Origin of the sequence: Bacteroides sp. AM23-12, from assembly GCF_003434395.1 — a bacterium.
GTDB lineage: Bacteria > Bacteroidota > Bacteroidia > Bacteroidales > Bacteroidaceae > Bacteroides > Bacteroides thetaiotaomicron.
Window position 1 is genome coordinate 54771 of sequence record NZ_QTLF01000013.1, and the last position, 18128, is coordinate 72898.

General features: G+C 37.9%; 11 protein-coding genes. 10 read left to right on the forward strand and 1 reads right to left on the reverse strand.

The features are described from left to right. Window positions 1-5: 5 nt before the first annotated feature. The gene (locus DW640_RS12725) at window positions 6-383 is read right to left on the reverse strand and encodes a hypothetical protein (protein WP_008760953.1); all 378 of its coding nucleotides are present in this window, start codon (window positions 381-383) and stop codon (window positions 6-8) included. 259 nt (window positions 384-642) lie between these two features. Between DW640_RS12725 and DW640_RS12730 the strand changes: the two genes are divergently transcribed. From DW640_RS12730 to DW640_RS12775, 10 genes are all read left to right on the forward strand, one after another. Further along, window positions 643-2247 (forward strand): DUF6377 domain-containing protein, encoded by a 1605-nt coding sequence (locus DW640_RS12730; RefSeq protein ID WP_117578314.1) that lies wholly within the window; start codon window positions 643-645, stop codon window positions 2245-2247. A 190-nt stretch (window positions 2248-2437) separates the two neighbouring features. After that, the gene (locus tag DW640_RS12735; RefSeq protein ID WP_008760954.1) at window positions 2438-2962 is read left to right on the forward strand and encodes an RNA polymerase sigma-70 factor; all 525 of its coding nucleotides are present in this window, start codon (window positions 2438-2440) and stop codon (window positions 2960-2962) included. Window positions 2963-3037: 75 nt separating this feature from the next. Continuing rightward, window positions 3038-3268, forward strand: a complete 231-nt coding sequence (locus DW640_RS12740; protein ID WP_008760955.1) for a hypothetical protein — start codon at window positions 3038-3040, stop codon at window positions 3266-3268. A 7-nt stretch (window positions 3269-3275) separates the two neighbouring features. After that, window positions 3276-5825 carry a glycoside hydrolase family 38 C-terminal domain-containing protein gene (locus DW640_RS12745; protein ID WP_008760956.1) on the forward strand — a complete coding sequence of 850 codons (2550 nt, stop codon included), beginning with the start codon at window positions 3276-3278 and terminating at the stop codon, window positions 5823-5825. 34 nt (window positions 5826-5859) lie between these two features. Then, window positions 5860-8208 (forward strand): GH92 family glycosyl hydrolase, encoded by a 2349-nt coding sequence (locus DW640_RS12750; RefSeq protein WP_117578316.1) that lies wholly within the window; start codon window positions 5860-5862, stop codon window positions 8206-8208. 13 nt (window positions 8209-8221) lie between these two features. Beyond that, window positions 8222-11305 (forward strand): discoidin domain-containing protein, encoded by a 3084-nt coding sequence (locus DW640_RS12755; protein ID WP_117578318.1) that lies wholly within the window; start codon window positions 8222-8224, stop codon window positions 11303-11305. Between the two features lie 768 nt (window positions 11306-12073). Then, complete coding sequence (locus DW640_RS12760) at window positions 12074-13477, forward strand: SGNH/GDSL hydrolase family protein (RefSeq protein ID WP_008764309.1); 1404 nt, start codon at window positions 12074-12076, stop codon at window positions 13475-13477. A 70-nt stretch (window positions 13478-13547) separates the two neighbouring features. Then, a complete protein-coding gene (locus tag DW640_RS12765; protein WP_117578320.1) occupies window positions 13548-16226 on the forward strand; it encodes a glycoside hydrolase family 78 protein in 2679 nt (892 codons plus the stop codon). A 9-nt stretch (window positions 16227-16235) separates the two neighbouring features. Next, on the forward strand, window positions 16236-17102 hold the full coding sequence (locus DW640_RS12770; protein WP_016269512.1) for an esterase family protein: 867 nt from the start codon (window positions 16236-16238) through the stop codon (window positions 17100-17102). Between the two features lie 331 nt (window positions 17103-17433). Continuing rightward, window positions 17434-18126: a GDSL-type esterase/lipase family protein gene (locus tag DW640_RS12775; protein ID WP_011109094.1), complete on the forward strand. Its 693-nt coding sequence runs from the start codon at window positions 17434-17436 to the stop codon at window positions 18124-18126. Window positions 18127-18128 lie beyond the last annotated feature (2 nt).

The following is an 18128-nucleotide window of genomic DNA, read 5'->3' on the forward strand; positions in this document are numbered from 1 at the left end:
ACCGTCTAAATGACGATCTTCCTTAAACCATATATATAATATGTAATAGGATCGTAAAAGTACTTGGGAATATGGAGTGAATGAGTCTGAGACGTGTTTTGCTGGCTTTTGTATTCACGGAAATAAGTAATCAGCAATTGCACGCTTTTATCTGTAGGGATGTGTGCAACATCCGCATGACTCATATCACAAGACTGGGTAGAATAGAAATAATGAAGACGTTCAAGAGCATTATGAACAGGATGATCCTGAGATACGTAGCACTTCTCCTGGCGATATGTCGGGGGGGATACTCTGCAGTTATCTTCCATTGCTTCATTGGAAACAACATGGATCAGCAAAGCAAGTACCAGAAATAGTCCGTATTTTAAGCTTTGTTTCATCTTTCTCTTTTAACGGCTGCAAATATAGGATTAATATTCATGTTTTTTGCAAAGTCGGGGTTACAAAAAAGTATTTTTTAACTTGCTTTATTTCAAGTCCGTTTTTATTTCAGTGCTACTCTGGAGAATCTTCTTCTTTTATGGTATATATCCGTTCTTATTTGGTTAAAAGATGTAATAAAAAGAACGATTTACGTTCTTTTTGACGAATTACCCAAAGAAAATTCATTTTTTTGCAAATTGTATATAACACATTGATATGAAACACACACTTTGCTTTATAACAATCCTATTGGGTTCTTTGTTGGATCTTTATGCAAATAACGAGAATGATTCTCTATTGAAAGTTTTAGATAAAGTGATTTCTGAGCGTCTTGTGTATACAGAAAAGAAGGAAGCTACTATCAAAGAGCTGAAAGCAAAAAAGAAGGAACAAAAGACCTTGGACGATATGTATCGTCTGAATTCCGAGATTCTCCATCAATACGAAACGTTTGTCTGCGATTCTGCGGAACAGTACATTAATGAGAATATTGAGATCGCTAAGAAACTGGATAATAAAACCTATTTGCTGGAAGGAAGGCTGCAACTGGCTTTTGTTTATTCCTTATCGGGGTTGTTTATTCAAGCTAATGATATTTTCAAATCAATCAATTGTTCGGATTTACCTAGTCATTTACAGGCTTTGTATTGTTGGAATCGTATTCGGTATTATGAAAATTTGATTAAATATACAGATGATGCTCGATTTGCCAGTGAATATTTGGTTGAAAAAGAAGCGTATCGAGATACAGTTATGAGTATCTTGTATGATGCATCGGAAGAATATTCGAAAGAAAGAGCTATAAAGCTTCAGGATCAGGGAAATACAAAAGAAGCACTTAAGATACTGACTAAAATTTATCAAAAGGAAAAACCAGGAACTCATGGGTTTGCAATGATGTCTATGGGGCTATCAAGAGCATATCGGCTGGTCGGAGAGCATGAATTGGAAGAAAAGTATCTTATATTAGCTGCTATGACCGATATAAAACTGGCAGTGAAAGAAAATGAGGCTTTGTTGACTTTAGCCGTGAATTTATACCATAAAGGAGATATCGATAGATCTTATAATTATATTAAAGTAGCACTGAGTGATGCTATCTTCTATAATTCCCGTTTTAAGAATACGGTAATAGCTCGTATTCATCCTATTATAGAAAATACTTATTTATATAGGCTGGAAAAGCAAAAGCAGAATCTTCGTTTTTATATTTTGCTCACTAGTTTGTTTGTTGTGGCTCTTGCTATCACTTTGTATTTTACTTATAAACAGACTAAGATTGTTTCCCGTGCAAAGAAGAATCTCAATGTTATGAATGAAGAGTTAGTTGCATTGAACAAGAATTTGGATGAGGCTAATTTAATAAAAGAAAGATATGTAGGTTATTTCATGAACCAGTGTGCCGTTTACATTAATAAACTGGATGAATATAGGAAAAATGTAAATCGAAAAATAAAAACCGGACAAGTTGATGATTTATACAAATCTTCTTCTCGTCCTTTCGAAAAAGAATTGGAAGGATTATATACCAATTTTGATAAGGCGTTCTTAAAATTGTATCCTAATTTTGTCGAAGAGTTTAATTCATTGTTGAAACCGGAAGATTATTATAAACTGGATAAAGACCAGTTGAATACAGAATTGCGTATTTTTGCTTTGATGCGAATGGGGATTACAGATGTTTCGCAAATTGCTGTTTTTTTGCATTACTCAGTACAAACGATCTATAATTATAAGAGTAAAGTGAAGAGAATGTCTTTATTGGATGGAAATATCTTCGAAGAAGAGGTGAAAAAGCTTGGTTCTTTGTCCCAAAAATGATTCTATTTGGTTTACCAAAACCTTAAAATGGTTGTTTGTTAATGCGTTGAATACTAATGTATTATCTAGAAAAGATGTTCAAAAACGTCTACTTTATAGCCTACTTCCAATAAGGAGTAGGCTTTTTTCATCTCTATATTTGCATCACAAGATTTTTGATAACTGAATACTAATCTAAAGAAACACAGCTATGGATTTTTCAGAATTGTATCTTACTTATTATTCAAAACTGGTTCGGTTTGCAAAAGAATTTGTAATACTGGAAGAGGATGCAGAAAACATAACACAAGATGTGTTTACCGACTTATGGGCGAAACGTGATTCTATGGATCGCATTGAAAATATGAACGCGTATCTTTTCAGATTAATAAAGAATAGATGCTTGGATCATTTGAAACATAAAATGTTTGAACAGAAATATATTGAATCAGTTCAAACCTCTTTCGAAATAGAAATGTCCTTGAAATTACAATCTTTAAATAGGTTTGATGTGTCTGATATCTCGGAAGGAAATGAAACGGAAATGCTCGTTCGTAACGCAATCAATAGTCTGCCTCGAAAATGTCGTGACATATTTTTATTAAGTCGTGTCGAAGGGTTAAAATATAGAGAAATCTCAGAACGTTTGGGTATTTCAGTAAATACTGTAGAATGTCAGATGGGGATAGCACTCAAAAAGTTAAGGGTAAAACTAAATATTTGCCTTGCAGCATGAGTTTTAATAATTTTATTGATATTTTTTTAGGGGTATTTACTGGGATAATCGTTCTTTTGTAAAAAGGAACGAATAATGGGAACTAATTTAAATAAATATTTTGCAGGTGAATTGACTTCAGAAGAAAAGGAAGTCTTCCTTCTGAATGTGAAGAATAATGGGGAAATGCGCGAAGAATTTATTGAGTATCAGAGTGTTGTTGCTCTTGTGGATTGGTCGTTCCCTAAAGATGATAAAGAACTTGCTAAGCAAAAACTATCTGAATTTATGAGTCGGATAGAGAATAGCGAAAATAAAAAGGCTTAAAAATACCATGAATAGACTTAATAACATCATATTACTAGTCGTCTTTATATGTACGCATGCTCATTCGCAACAAGCTTATTTTGTTGATGGATATCATGGAGGGATATACGGGCATTATCCGGTGAAGTGGAAAACTCAGTTTATTGTCGACCAGTTATCCAAGCATCCGGATTGGCGAATTTGTCTGGAAATAGAGCCTGAAACATGGGATACGGTGCAAATACAGACTCCCGGAGCCTATCGACAATTAAAAAACGTAGTAGTAACTAAGCAGGTAGAGTTTACAAATCCTACTTATGCTCAGCCTTATTGTTATAATATATCGGGCGAAAGCATTATACGTCAGTTTCAATATGGTATTGCTAAGATAAATAAACATTTTCCGGGAGTGACTTTTACCACTTATTCTGTGGAAGAACCCTGTTTCACAAGTTGTTTGCCTCAGATATTGAAGTTATTTGGTTTTAAGTATGCCGTACTCAAATGCCCGAATACTTGTTGGGGAGGATACACTAACGCTTATGGCGGCGAATTGGTCAATTGGGTAGGCCCGGATGGAACTCCCATTCTTACTGTTCCTCGCTATGCTTGCGAGAAATTGGAAGAGAATTCTACTTGGCAGACAACTGCTTGGTGTAATGAAGAATCTTATCTGAATGCTTGTCGTGATGCAGGGATTGAACATCCTGTGGGAATGTGTTTCCAAGATGCCGGATGGAAAAATGGTCCATGGTTAGGAAGTGGAAAGAATACAAAAAGTAATTCAGTTTATGTGACGTGGAAAGATTATTTTGAAAATATTTCCATTGGTAAAACGAATGATGACTGGCATTTCTCGCAGGAAGATATGCGTGTAAACTTAATGTGGGGAAGCCAAGTGTTGCAGAGAATTGCTCAAGAAGTACGTACTTCTGAGAATAAAATAATAATAGCAGAGAAGATGTCTGTTATTGCTCATCTTGCCAATGGGTACACTTGTGTTCAGGAAGATTTGGATGAAGCATGGCGTACTTTGATGCTTGCGCAACATCATGATTCTTGGATCGTACCTTACAATGGCCTAAATAAATTTGGAACCTGGGCGGATCAAATAAAGCGATGGACAGATGAGACAAATACTGTGGCTGATAAAATTACAGCTGCTTCTATATTCAGTTTTGATAACGATACTATTAATACTGAAAAAGCCCAGGGATTTGTACGTGTTTATAATACATTGGGAACAAAAAGAAAAGAACTGGTAACTGTTGAACTCCCTCAGGAATATGCAGACTTTGATTTGGAAGTCAATGATTATAGAAATAAAAAAGTTGATTATTCAATAGGAAAAGAAGGTGGAAAAATAAGATTGTTGTTTGAAGCAGATGTTCCTCCCTTTGGTTACTCCACATATCGTATTAAACAAGTAAAGACAGGTAAAAGAACGGTTTCAGGAAGCGAAAAGATTATAAATGAAGGAGAATATGTGGTTGAAAATGATATGTATAAAATTGTTTTTGACTTGTCGAAGGGAGGAATTATTAAAAGCCTTGTAGCAAAAAAAGAAGAAAACAAAGAATTTGCCAAACAATCGGGTGAATATTCTATAGGTGAATTGAGAGGCTATTTTTATGACGAAGGCAAGTTTCGCTCTTCTACAGAAGCTCCGGCTAAGCTGACGGTTTTGCGAAGTAATATACAAGAGACAAAGGTAAAACTGGAAGGGAAAATAGCTTCACATCCTTTTGTACAGATTATAAGCATTGCTCAAGGGGAGAAGCGTATCGATTTTGACCTTACTATTAATTGGAAGAAAAATGTAGGTATTGGAGAATATAAAGAAAATAGTTGGCGGGATAATCGCAGAGCTTATTGTGATGACAGATTTAAGTTAAGTGTACTTTTCCCTGTAAATCTTCATTCTCCTCGTATTTATAAAAATGCGCCGTTTGATGTTTGTGAAAGTAAGTTAGATGATACTTTTTTCAATAGTTGGGATCAGATTAAGCATAACATTATTCTTCATTGGGTTGATTTGGCAGAACAGGAAGGAGATTATGCATTGGCTTTATTCGCAGACCATACTACTTCCTATTCACACGGAAAAGATTATCCGTTAGGACTGACTGCCCAATATTCTGGTAATGGGCTTTGGGGACCTGACTATAAGATCACGGGACCGTTGAAAATGAAATATGCTATTGTTCCTCATCGTGGCAAATGGGACAAGGCTGCTATAGCCACGAAGAGCGATTGTTGGAATGAACCATTGTTATGTTCCTATCATTCATTTGCAAAATTGGAGTCAAGGTCACTGGTAGACTTAAAAAATACCGGTTATCAGGTGAGTGCAGCCAATATAAAAGATGGAAAAATAATCTTGCGATTGTTTAATGCGGAAGGTGACAGGAAGCAGCATAATATTACTTTTGATATGCCGCTGTCTAGTATAGAAGAAGTAGATCTGAATGGTAGAGTTATAGATAGAAAGACAATAAAAACACGTACCGGAAAATCTGAAATTAGTATTTCTATGCCTCGTTTCGGTCTAAAGACATTTGCTTTGAACTTGAATTGAACATATTCTAATAATAGTAAACTGTAATATTTTTATGTATAAAGCTAGCGCTAATATTTTAATAGCTTGCTCTTTTTTGTGGCTGACTGCTTGTTCTTCAGCAGGAGTAGTAACAGAAGATTTAATTCCGACTGATTATGTAAATCCTTTTATAGGAGCTAGTACCAGTGTAGGAGCTGCCGGTGTTTATCATGGATTAGGTAAGACATTTCCTGGCGCTACTACTCCTTACGGTATGGTACAAGTAAGTCCCAATACTATAACCGGAGGTGATAATAGTTCCGGTTATAGTGATGAACACAAAACCATTGAAGGCTTTGCCTTTACTCAGATGAGTGGGGTGGGCTGGTTTGGGGATTTAGGAAATTTCCTGGTGATGCCTACAACGGGCGAACTGCAAAAAATAGCGGGTAAAGAAGATGGTAGTATAAAAGGGTATCGTTCTTCTTATGATAAAGCTACCGAAACAGCTAAAGCGGGATATTATTCGGTAGAACTGACTGATTATAAGATTAAAGTAGAGAGCAGTGCGACACCTCATTGTGGAATATTGCAATTTACTTTTCCTTCGAATGAACAATCTCGTGTTCAGATAGACCTGGCACGTAGAGTGGGGGGGACTTCTACTTCGCAATATGTGAAAGTATTGGATGATTATACCATTCAAGGCTGGATGAAGTGTACACCTGATGGTGGTGGATGGGGAAATGGTGAGGGAAATTCCGATTACACAGTTTATTATTATGCACAATTTAGTAAACCATTGAGTAATTATGGCTTTTGGAGTGCGGATATTCCCGATGAATGGGTTCGGAAGCGTGATGAAGTGGTAAGTATTCCCTATCTGACACGTATATCACAAGCTCCGGTCATTAAAGATAAGAAAGAACTGGAAGGAAAGCACCTTGGCTTCTTCACAGAATTTCCCACAAAAGAGGGAGAACAGGTTGAGATGAAAGTAGGCATTTCCTTTGTCGATATGGAAGGAGCAGCTAATAACTTTAAACAGGAGATTGCTTCTAAAAACTTTGCTCAAGTAAAACAGGAAGCGAGTGATTTGTGGAATAAAGAACTTAGCCGTATACGGATATCCGGTGGAACTGATGACGAAAAAACTGTTTTTTATACATCATTATATCATACGATGATTGACCCTCGAATCTATACAGATGTTGATGGGCGATATATTGGCGGAGATAAAAAGGTACATGAACAGGATGGTACATTTACCAAGCGTACTATATTTAGTGGTTGGGATGTTTTCCGTAGCCAGTTCCCTTTACAGGCGATGATTAATCCGCGTTTGGTGAGTGATGCGTTGAATTCGCTGATAACGATGGCAGATCAGAGCAGACGGGAATATTATGAACGTTGGGAACTTCTGAATTCTTATTCTGGCTGTATGATAGGTAATCCTGCACTGTCGGTGCTGGCAGATGCTTATATGAAAGGAATTCGCACGTATGATGTAGAAAAAGCATATCAATATGCAGTCAACACGTCAGCTAAGTTTGGGAATGATTCGTTGGGATATACTCCTGAACCGTTGAGTATTTCATATACTCTGGAATATGCCTATGCAGACTGGTGCGTGGCTCAATTGGCAAAGGCGTTGGGGAAAGAAGAAGATGCAAAGCGCTTTTATGAAAAAGGGCAAGCCTATCGTAATATGTTCGATGCGGAAAAAGGCTGGTTCCGTCCCCGGAATGCAGATGGATCATGGAAAGCATGGCCGGAGAATGCACTGACCGAAGAATGGTATGGTTGCATTGAGTCAAATGCTTATCAGCAAGGCTGGTTTGTGCCGCACGATGTTCCGGGAATGGTTGAACTGATGGGAGGCAAGGAAGAGGTTATAGCTAATCTGACTAATTTATTTGACCACACTCCCTCTGATATGTTATGGAATGATTATTATAATCATGCTAATGAACCGGTACATTTTGTTCCTTTCCTTTTTAATCAGTTGGATGTACCTTGGTATACGCAGAAGTGGACACGATATATTTGTAAAAATGCTTATGCGAACAAAGTAGAAGGGATTGTTGGCAATGAAGATGTAGGACAGATGTCGGCCTGGTATATATTGGCTGCTTCCGGAATTCATCCTTCCTGTCCCGGTAACACCCGCATGGAAATAACCAGTCCTGTTTTTGACAAGGTAGAATTTAATCTGGACTCAAAATATCATCAAGGGAAAGTATTTACAATTATTGCTCACAACAACAACACAAATAATCTATATATACAAAAAGCTTTGCTGAATGGCAAGGAGTACAATAAATGTTACCTTGACTTTGCTGAAATCGCAGCAGGAGGAACATTGGAATTATTTATGGGCGATAAGCCCAATACAGAATGGGGTGTTTTATCTAACATTTAAATAACTGAATATTATGATGAATAAGTTTAGACTTCTTTTACTAGCATCAAGTTTGTTTGTACTGAATGGAATAGGGCATGCTCAGACTTCTACCATGTCACTGAACAGTTCCAATCCTAAGATAGTATGGGAAGTCAAACCGCAGGCAGATTTGAATAATATAGGGGGAGAACAAATCTCTACCCCGGGTTTTAAAATGCCGGACTATGTAAGGGGCGTAGTTCCCGGAGCTGTTTTTACAGCATATGTTGAAGCCGGAATCGTTCCCGATCCTAATTACGCTGATAATATATATAAAGTAGATGAGACGTTTTATAACCGTCCTTTCTGGTATCGTACGGAGTTTGAACTTCCGGCATCTTATTCAGCAGGTAAGCGTGTCTGGCTTCATTTTGATAATACCAACCGTTTCGCAGATTTCTATTTTAATGGAGAAAAAATATCGGGAACGAAGACATCCACTAAAGATGTGAGCGGACATATGTTGCGTTCTAAATTTGATGTGACACATCTGATTAAGAGATCAGGAAAGAATGCGGTTGCGGTTCTGATTACTGATCCTGATCAGAAAAAGACTCGTAAAGGAAAAGATCCGTATGGTGTTGCTTGTAGTCCCAGCTATCTGGCAGGTGCCGGTTGGGATTGGATGCCGTATGTGCCGGGACGTCTTGCCGGAATTACAGGAAATGCTTATCTGGCTATTACAGGTGATGCTGTGATGGAAGATCCGTGGATTCGCTCGGAATTGCCGACTTTGCAACAAGCAGAACTATCTTTCTCTACAGGAATCAAGAACGTTTCTTCTGCTCCGAAAGAAGTGGAAGTTTCCGGTGTTATTCAGCCGGGAAATATTACTTTCTCCAAGAACATTCGGGTGGAAGGAAAAGAAACAGTACAGTTGTCGGTGGATAAGAGCGATTTTGCTGCATTAGTCATTCGTAACCCGAAACTTTGGTGGCCTAACGGCTATGGAGAACCGAATCTTTATACCTGTAAACTGACTTGTTCGGTAGATGGAAAAATATCGGATGAAAAGGATATTACTTTTGGTATCAAGAAGTATGAGTATAAGATGATCAACAACGTAGTGAATTACCCGGTCCTTACATTCTTTATCAATGGGCAGAAGATTTATCTGAAAGGTGGAAACTGGGGTATGAGCGAGTATTTGCTTCGTTGTCATGGCAAAGAGTACGAAACGAAAATCAAGTTGCATAAGGATATGAACTACAACATGATCCGTTTGTGGACAGGTTGTGTGACTGATGATGAATTCTATGATTATTGCGATAAGTATGGAATCATGGTGTGGAATGATTTTTGGCTGTATGTCGCTTATAATGATGTAGCTGAGCCGGAAGCATTCAAAGCAAATGCTCTTGATAAAGTGAGACGTTTAAGGAATCATCCTTCTATAGCTATCTGGTGTGGTGCTAATGAAACACATCCGGCACCCGATTTGGATAATTATTTGCGTGAAATGATAGCTCAGGAAGATAAAAACGATCGAATGTATAAGTCTTGTTCCAATCAAGATGGTTTATCCGGAAGCGGATGGTGGGGAAATCAGCCCCCTAAGCATCATTTTGAGACTTCGGGCAGTAATCTGGCATTCAATAAACCTGCTTATCCGTATGGTATAGATCATGGTTATGGTATGCGTACTGAAATAGGAACGGCTACTTTCCCGACATTTGAAAGTGTGAAATTGTTTATTCCTCAGGAGTCATGGTGGCCTCTGCCTACTGATGAACAATTGAAAGATGATGATGATAACGTTTGGAATAAGCACTTCTTCGGCAAAGAAGCATCCAATGCCAATCCTATCAATTATAAGAAATCAGTGAATACGCAATTCGGAGAATCTTCCAGTCTGGAAGAGTTCTGTGAGAAAGCCCAGTTGCTGAATATTGAAGTAATGAAAGGGATGTATGAAGCATGGAATGATAAGATGTGGAATGATGCGGCCGGGCTTTTGATCTGGATGAGTCATCCGGCATATCCATCATTCGTATGGCAGACGTACGATTATTATTATGATCCTACCGGAGCTTATTGGGGAGCAAAGAAGGCTTGCGAACATCTTCATCTTCAGTGGAACTCATCTAATAACAGTATAAAAGCTGTAAATACTACTACCAAAGACTTGAAAGGCGCTTATGCTAAAGCGACCATCTACAACCTGAACGGAAAAGAGGTTGCGGCATATGGACGTACAAAACAGATGGACGTACCGGCAAGTAACATTGCAGAAGCGTTCACGTTAAACTTCAATCCATACAATCTGGCTTTTGGCAAGAATGTGGTAGCTTCTTCATCATCACCATCCAGATCGGCTTCTTTAGTAGCTGACGGAGGGGCAGGCAGTCGTTGGGAAAGTGATGCGAGTGACTCTCAATGGATCTATGTTGACTTGGGTAAGAAAGAAAAAATAGAGCATGTTGTGTTGAAATGGGAAACGGCACGTGCCAAAGAGTACGAGATCCAAGTGTCGAATGATGCGAAGAAATGGAAAACAGTCTATACAAACAAAGATGGGCAAGGCAGTACAGATGAGATAAAACTTTCTCCGGTTACTGCGCGCTATGTGAAAATGGCAGGAGTTAGCCGTGCCACAGACTTTGGATATTCACTGTATGAATTTGAAATATATGGTAAGAAACAAAAGAATGTTGAGGAACTGACTCCGCTTCATTTCATCCGGTTAGAACTGACTGACGCAAATGGTAATTTGATTTCAGATAATTTCTATTGGAGAAACGGCGTGACAGATCTTGACTATACAGCTTTGAATACATTGCCGGAAGCAGAATTGTCGTGCAAATTAGTTGATAAGTCAATGTTATCCGAAGGGAAGATGAAATTGTCGGTAAAGAATCATTCGAAAACTGTTGCTTGCGCTAACCGGATAAGATTGGTGAATACGGCTACACAAGAAAGAATCCTTCCTGTTATCATGTCTGATAATTATATAACTTTGATGCCGGGTGAAGAACGGACTATTTCTGTTGAGGCGGAACCGGAAATGTTGAAAGGAGGAGTCAGTGTTTTGCTAAAACAATATGGTAAGGCTGAACAAAAGAAGTTGGATATATGATATACGTAGAAAACTAAGGGTCACCTTTTTAATTAGAACACCAGAAGACATTGCCTGTCCTGTCTTCTGGTGTTTTTTTTAATTTCCCTCTATATTGTGCCTGATATATTCAGGAGGAGTAGAAAGTGAACTTTCTTTCTTGAATAACTTGCTTGATTTAATAGACAATGAACAGTTTATTAATCTATTATGTGTACTTGCTTAATATCTTTTGGAACTAACAACAGTTCGTTTCACATACGTGGTCCTATCGCTTCACATACGTGAGCCCATTAGCTCACGTACGTAGACCGAACGCTCCACGTACGTGAAACAAGGAAATGTTACTGACAAAGTTTATTAGTCTTGCCTTCTTCATATATTAATGTTACCGACATTTGTTTTATTTGTACCATGATAAATAGTCCTGTGTATGAACAGAATGAAGAAAATAAGGCTTTAGGGTTGAATAAATAAGTGAGCATACTTGATTTGTAGTGGGATAGGGGTGACAATAGAAACTTATAAAATTCTATTATCACCCTTATTATCACCTGCTATTATCACCATTACTTGCTTGATTGATAGTCGTTTATCTTTAAAAAGTGACAAGTGACAATAAAAAACTGTTTTTTTCTTAGTGGGAGTTACTTGAAAAATAAAACATTTATTTTAGTGGTTAAGCAAACTTGAATCGTCTTTTTTAATAAGATTCTTTTTTATTCAAAGTTGGAAAAGAGAATGTTTTGAAAGATAAATAATTAAATTTGTAATAAAGTGTATAATCAAATGAATAGTAAAATAAACGTAAAGGTCTTTTTCCTGCTATTTCTAATCTGTGTTTGTTCTAATAGCCTGTACGCACAATCAATTCCACCCTTTAAAAAAGGAGAACGGGTAGTCTTTGTTGGAAATAGTATAACTCATGGTGGACATTATCATTCGTTTGTGTGGTTATATTATATGACTCGTTTTCCAAACAAACCGATTACAATAATGAATGCCGGAATTGGCGGTGAGAGTGCGTGGGATATTAAAGATCGGTTGGACTACGATGTTTTTGACAGAAAACCGACTTATGTAACTCTGACTTTTGGTATGAATGACACAGGGTATGATATTTTCTGGAAGGAGAATGCTAAGGAGTTGTCGGAGCAACGGATTGAAAAATCTTTGGAAAGCTTTCGGGAAATAGAGAAGCGCTTGCTGGCAGAGAATAAAATGACCAAAGTGCTGATAGGTGGATCACCTTATGATGAAACTACGAAATTGAACAGTTTACTTTTTCTTCATAAAAATGATGCTATTTTAAAGATAATTGATGCCCAGCGTAAGGCGGCGAAGAAAAATGGATGGGGATTTGTGGATTTTAATCAGCCGATGGTACAAATAAGTCTGGAAGAGCAAAAGAAAGATTCGACATTCACTTTTTGTAGAGTAGATAGAATCCATCCTGATAATGATGGACAGATGGTGATGGCTTATTTATTTTTAAAGGCGCAGGGACTGGCTGGAGTCGAAGTTTCGGATATTTCAATTGATGCAAATAACAAGAATCTATTAAGTCATAGGAATTGTAAGGTCTCCAAACTAAAGAAAGAAGCTGGTGGTTTAAGTTTTGATTATTTGGCAAATTCACTTCCTTATCCTTTGGATTCTATTCCAAGACATGGTTGGGGAAATAAAAGGTCACAACGTGATGCTATGGATTTGATACCATTTATGAAGGAATTTAATCAAGAACGTTTGCAGGTGACTAATTTAGAAAAAGGACATTATCGGCTGACAATAGATGGATTGTTTATCGATAATGTTTCATCTGGACAGTTGGAAGATGGTATCAATCTGGCCGATTATCCCAATACACCCCAATACCAGCAAGCCATGAAAATCATGTATCTGAATGAAGAACGTTTTGAAGTAGAAAAACGTTTCAGAGAATATTTGTGGACAGAATATTCGTTCTTGAAAAAGGAAGGTCTGCTGTTTGCTGATAATGAGAAGGCTATAAATAAACTTAGGGAGTATTTACCTAAAGATGGTTTTCTGAGGATGAGTTATGAGTGGTATACCAAAGCGATGTATCCTGAGATACGCGAAGTATGGAGTAGATATATGAAGATCATCGTCGATACAATTTATAAAATGAATAAGCCGACAACTCATAAAGTCAAGTTGACAAAGATAGGTTGAGTAATGCATTATCCATTGTAAGAGTGTTGGGGGGATGATCCATAGCTGTAATATTCGCAGAAACTTATTTATGAGGAATAAAAAACTGTTACTAGGTATAGGAATAATGTGTTGTCTTTGGTGTTTGCCAAAGATTGTACATGGGAAAGAAAACAAGGTCTCTTTTTCTTTAGTGGAGTTAAAATGTGAGAATATGGTTGATCCTTTAGGGATTGACAACGTTACTCCCCATTTGAGTTGGAAGTTGAAAGGAGATGGGGTGGTGGATGGACAAGCATTTTACGAAATTCAGGTAGCGTCAGATAGTCTTCTATTAATTGGGGGGAAGGCTGACTTATGGAAATCGGGGAAGTTGAAGTCTGATGTTTCTGTGATGGTGCCTTATCAAGGCTTACCTTTGGCTTCGCGTTCTTTATGCTACTGGAGGGTACGTGCCTGGGATCGGAAAAGGCATGTTTCCCAATGGAGTCCGGTGGCGCGTTTTTCTGTTGGTCTTTTGAATAAGGAACAGATACACGGTGTCTATATCGGTTCATCACCGGAAGGAGGCAAAGTTTGTGCTCCTTTACTTCGTAAAAAAGTGCAAATAGATGAACTGGCAACGACTTTTCTGTATGTGAATTCGCTGGGATATCATGAAGTATATGTCAATGGAAAGAAGGTTACGGAGAATGTTCTTACCCCTGCAGTCTCTCAACTGAATAAACGTTCGTTGATGGTCACTTATGACGTATCTTCTTATTTGAGAAAAGGAGAGAATGACCTGCTGATATGGCTTGGACAAGGGTGGTATAAGAAAACTACTTTTGGTGCTGCTTATGACGGTCCGTTGGTAAAAGCGGAACTGAATATGCTGAGAAATGGAAAATGGGAAGTATTGACTGCAACTGACACTTCTTGGAGGGGACGCGAAAGTGGCTATTCGGATACAGGTAATTGGTGTGCTTTACAATTTGGTGGTGAAAGGGTGGATGGGAGAATAGTGCCGACAGATTTTTCAACTTATTCTCTAGATAAAATGAAATGGTATCCTGTGGTGGAAGTAAATGTACCAAGACACATTGTTTCACCTCAAATGTGTGAAGCTAACAAGATACATCAAACGTTGCAACCTGTTTCTATTAGGAAACTTAGTGAAGATACCTGGTTGGTAGATATGGGAAGAATACAGACCGGATGGTTTGAAATGAAGATGCCGATGTTATCTGCGGGACATGAGGTCACGATGGAATATAGCGATAACCTGACTAAAGAAGGAGAATTTGACAAACAAGGTGAAAGTGATGTCTATATTGCAGGTGGACGGAGGGGAGAATATTTTAGGAATAAATTCAATCATCATGCTTATCGTTATGTCCGTATCTCCAACCTTCCGGCAAGACCGAAAACTGAATGGATAAAATCTCTCCAGATTTATGGCGATTATCGGCAGACTGCGACTTTCGAATGTTCGGATGCTGACTTGAACGCCATTCATAATATGATTCAATATACTATGAAGTGTCTGACATTTAGCGGATATATGGTCGACTGTCCGCATTTGGAGCGGGCAGGCTATGGTGGCGATGGAAATTCGTCTACAATGAGTTTGCAAACAATGTATGACGTAGCACCGACTTTCACAAACTGGATACAAACATGGGGAGATTCAATGCGCGAAGGGGGAAGTCTGGCCCATGTAGGTCCTAATCCCGGTGCAGGTGGCGGTGGTCCGTATTGGTGTGGATTTATTGTACAGGCGCCATGGCGAACGTATGTGAATTACAATGATCCGAGATTAATAAAGAACTATTATCCGAAAATGAAAGAATGGTTTTCGTATGTGGATAAATATACGGTGGATGGATTGCTGAAACGCTGGCCTGATACTCAATATCGGGATTGGTTTCTTGGTGACTGGCTTGCACCGATAGGAGTAGATGCAGGAGCACAATCTTCTGTTGATCTGGTAAATAATTGTTTTATCAGTGAATGTTTGGGGACAATGGAAAAAATAGCTCTGATGCTTGGGGAAAAAGAGGAGGCAGAGAAGTTTGCTATGCGCAGGAAGAATCTAAATGAGTTGATTCATCAAAAGTTTTATCATCCGGGTAAAGGTATCTATTCTACAGGTTCACAGTTGGATATGTGTTATCCAATGCTTGTAGGAGCTGTACCGGATTCTTTGTACGATGATGTGAAAAGAAAGATGATGACTGATACTGAAAAGCAGCACAAAGGTCATATTGCTGTAGGGTTGGTAGGTGTCCCAATTTTGACAGAGTGGGCTATTCGTAACAGGGAAGTTGACTTTTTATATCAAATGTTGAAGAAACGTGATTATCCAGGTTATCTGTATATGATAGATAATGGTGCTACAGCGACTTGGGAGTATTGGAGTGGTGAACGGAGTAGGGTGCATAACTGCTATAATGGAATCGGAACCTGGTTTTATCAAGCAATAGGGGGACTTAGAATAGATGAATCGGTACCCGGTTATCAACATGTATTTATTGATCCTCAAATACCGAAAGGTTTGACTTGGGCTAAGATGGCAAAAGATACTCCATATGGTGTGATTGTTGTTGACTGGGAATTGACAGATAATATTATGGATCTTCAAGTGGATATTCCAGTTGGGGTTACTGCTACACTCTGTATTCCCAATGAGGCTGTGTCCTGTATGATGGATGGGAAGAATATTCGCATAGAAAAGAAAATGATTCAATTAAAAGCAGGTAATTTTAAATATTATATTTACATGAAATAATAGATACGTATGAAAAAACATTTATTATCAGCGCTTTTAGCGATGTGTCTGGTTACTACGGCTTTTGCCCAGCAAGGGAAAGTGTATGAGACACGTACCGTAAAAAGTAAGATTCTGGGAATGGAACGTAGTTACTCCATTTATTTGCCAGCAGGCTATGACGAAGGAGATGGTAGTTATCCGGTATTGTATTTGCTTCATGGACTAGGAGATAATCATACGGGATGGGTGCAATTTGGGCAGGTTCAGTATATTGCAGATAAAGCGATTGCTGAGGGTAAATCAGCTCCGATGATTATTGTTATGCCAGATGCTGACACGGTTCATAAAGGTTATTTTAACTTGTTGGATGGAACATATAATTATGAGGACTTCTTTTTTCAAGAATTGATTCCGCATATCGAGAAAACGTATAGAGTGCGTGCTGAAAGTCGTTATCGTGCTATCTCCGGTTTGTCTATGGGAGGTGGTGGAGCGTTGTTTTATGCTCTTCATTATCCGGAGATGTTTGTTGCTGCTGCTCCGTTAAGTGCTGTTGGAGGGGCATGGACATTCGATCAGATGAAGAGTCAATCAGATTTATCGAAGGTGTCAGAAGAAAAAAAAGCGGAAGTTCTCGGGCAAATGGATATACAAACTATCTTGGAGAAATCTCCGAAAGAAAAGCTAGACCGTATCAAATGGATTCGTTGGTATATCAGTTGTGGTGATGATGATTTCTTATCGGTAACGAACTGTCTTTTACATAACACGTTGTTACAGCATCAGGTTGGTCATGAATTTCGTATGAAAGACGGCAGTCATTCGTGGACTTATTGGCGGATGGAATTACCAGAGGTTATGCGATTTGTTTCTAGAATATTTACTCAATATTGAGCGTAAGTAAAGTGATTCTTAACAAAATAGGCTTTGAAGATCAAGTCCTTTTATCGTATGAATTAAAATTTATAGATATTTTTTTATTTCTTTTTAGTGGTATTTGCTTGCTTACTCGTTCTTAATATAAACATTGTTTTTTATGGGTTTAATTTAGGTAAAAGGTTAGGATTGGTGTTTGATTGGTTTTCAAGTTTATCCTCCGGTTAAAATTTGCTCCTCATTGCTCTTACTACAGCCGGAGGGAGCTTGTAAAATACCGTAGGTCAAGATAGGTAGACTGTTTTTTAAAGGTAAAAAGGTTTTGTTTTCAGTTAAAAACAGAAAAATAATGACTAGAATACAAAATCATATGACGAAAATAGTTCGAATATTAGTTTTCGCATTTCTGATGCTTATACCTGTTTGCGGTGTAGCGCAGGATAAAATTAAAATAGCATGCATTGGCAATAGTATAACTGAAGGGGCTGACAATTATCCGACTCCTTTGGCTCGTATGCTTGGAAATCAATATGAAGTTGGCAATTTTGGAAAGTGGGGCCATACTTTATTGCGAAAAGGTGATCATCCTTATATGAGTACCGATGCATTTATCAATGCACAGAAATTTCAACCGAACGTTGTAATTATTAAACTTGGTACAAATGATTCCAAGCCGGAGAACTGGAAATATAAGGATGAATTTGAAACTGATTTAGAGTATATGATCAGCACTTTTCAGAAGTGTGGATCTAAACCAAAAATTATTATATGTCGTTGTATTCCGGCAAGTAATAATTTATATGGGATCCGTAATGAAATAATAAAAGATGAAATTTATCCGATACAAAAGAAAGTAGCTAGGAAGTTTCATCTGAAATTGGTAGATCTGTATAGCCCATTAGAACATAAAGTTGATTCAACTTGCTATGTATGGGATAATGTACATTTGAATAAGAGCGGTTCGCTTATATTGGCGGAGCATATATATAAAGCTATTACAGGTAAAAAAGCTCCTAAATTGGAAAATGCATTTGCTAACTAGAA

What these genes read in the sequence shown, in the direction of transcription:
- DW640_RS12725 (WP_008760953.1), bottom strand. Translation starts at nt 383, where the DNA reads ATGAAACAAAGCTTAAAATACGGACTATTTCTGGTACTTGCTTTGCTG.
- DW640_RS12730 (WP_117578314.1), top strand. Translation starts at nt 643, where the DNA reads ATGAAACACACACTTTGCTTTATAACAATCCTATTGGGTTCTTTGTTG.
- DW640_RS12735 (WP_008760954.1), top strand. Translation starts at nt 2,438, where the DNA reads ATGGATTTTTCAGAATTGTATCTTACTTATTATTCAAAACTGGTTCGG.
- DW640_RS12740 (WP_008760955.1), top strand. Translation starts at nt 3,038, where the DNA reads ATGGGAACTAATTTAAATAAATATTTTGCAGGTGAATTGACTTCAGAA.
- DW640_RS12745 (WP_008760956.1), top strand. Translation starts at nt 3,276, where the DNA reads ATGAATAGACTTAATAACATCATATTACTAGTCGTCTTTATATGTACG.
- DW640_RS12750 (WP_117578316.1), top strand. Translation starts at nt 5,860, where the DNA reads ATGTATAAAGCTAGCGCTAATATTTTAATAGCTTGCTCTTTTTTGTGG.
- DW640_RS12755 (WP_117578318.1), top strand. Translation starts at nt 8,222, where the DNA reads ATGATGAATAAGTTTAGACTTCTTTTACTAGCATCAAGTTTGTTTGTA.
- DW640_RS12760 (WP_008764309.1), top strand. Translation starts at nt 12,074, where the DNA reads ATGAATAGTAAAATAAACGTAAAGGTCTTTTTCCTGCTATTTCTAATC.
- DW640_RS12765 (WP_117578320.1), top strand. Translation starts at nt 13,548, where the DNA reads ATGAGGAATAAAAAACTGTTACTAGGTATAGGAATAATGTGTTGTCTT.
- DW640_RS12770 (WP_016269512.1), top strand. Translation starts at nt 16,236, where the DNA reads ATGAAAAAACATTTATTATCAGCGCTTTTAGCGATGTGTCTGGTTACT.
- DW640_RS12775 (WP_011109094.1), top strand. Translation starts at nt 17,434, where the DNA reads ATGACTAGAATACAAAATCATATGACGAAAATAGTTCGAATATTAGTT.